The sequence below is a fragment of the Candidatus Cryosericum terrychapinii genome, assembly GCF_003570925.1.
GTDB classification, from domain to species: domain Bacteria; phylum Caldisericota; class Caldisericia; order Cryosericales; family Cryosericaceae; genus Cryosericum; species Cryosericum terrychapinii.
In genome coordinates, this window is the sequence record NZ_QXIS01000023.1 from 1 (window position 1) to 1,063 (window position 1,063).

General features: G+C 59.0%; 2 protein-coding genes. Both read right to left on the reverse strand.

Translation table 11 applies throughout. The features are described 5' to 3' along the window. Window positions 1–413: 2-dehydropantoate 2-reductase N-terminal domain-containing protein (locus SMC7_RS03885; RefSeq protein ID WP_243620297.1), on the reverse strand; the 413-nt coding region annotated here is incomplete at its 3' end. Next, the coding region (locus SMC7_RS03890) for a hypothetical protein (protein WP_119089048.1) at window positions 392–1,063 on the reverse strand (672 nt) is incomplete at its 5' end. The genes SMC7_RS03885 and SMC7_RS03890, both read right to left, overlap by 22 nt.

The following is a 1,063-nucleotide window of genomic DNA, read 5'->3' on the forward strand; positions in this document are numbered from 1 at the left end:
GGTCCGGATAGAGCGGCATAGTGATCATAATCGCTGAGTTCCAGATCCTCACAGAGCAGTTGAGACACCCGCAGATGTGTTTCCATCTCCAGCCCCTTGCTGAGATTCAGCAAGGGAACACTCGGTCGGCGTAACTCGGGAGCCAGCTTGCGAAACATCGCCCGCAGTCTCTGTGTGGGTACCGCCAGAATGATGGAATCAGCTGAACGCCAGGCACCTAGGAGATCGTCGGTCGGCTCAACGTTGTCCCGCAACCGTACGCCAGGGAGATAGAGAGTATTCTCTCGGACATCGCGCAGCGTCATGAGCGTATCTTCTCCGTGTACCCATAGGACTACGGTCGCCTTAACCGCAGCCAGATTGGCTATTGCAGTCCCCCAGGCACCCGCACCTACAACACAGACTCGGGCCATGCGTCCACCTCCACGCGAACATCGGGACACACTTGCCTCAGCCCTGCCATGACTTCGTCGATTGTTGCCTGGGGGCAAGACGTGCCGCTTACGACTCCCACGATGTCCACACAGTTCAGCCCCACCTCGGGCAACGCGGCCGCGTCCCCTATGAGATACGTCCTCGGACATGCAGGGACAGCTACCGCCACCAGTCTTCTGGTATTGGCACTGGAACTATCTCCCAGGACCAGCATAACCGTGCAACGCCGGGCCAGAGCGACAGCACCGTCCTGCCTTCGCAATACCTCCGGACACAACGTCATCTCTTCGGCAATCTCGATTCCTCTCCGTCGAAACCATTCCAGGACCTGCTGTCTGAACTCGCGAGACTGTGTCGTCTGGTAGACGATCCCTACACGGGAAACTGATATCTCAAGAGTGTCCAAGTCCTGCTCCGAAGCCACAGCCCTGAGCAGCTGACTGCCGGCAGCCTCCATGAGATACCGCGTCTCTCGATGCTCTTTGTCTCCGATGACAACGACAGGAACGCCAGCATCTGCAAACCGGCTTACGGCGTCGCGGGCCCGGTTCACGATGGGGCAGGTCAGATCCCACACGGCTCGCGCGCTGGCAATCCTTCCAAGGTGCTCCGACAACGTCGAACCGTG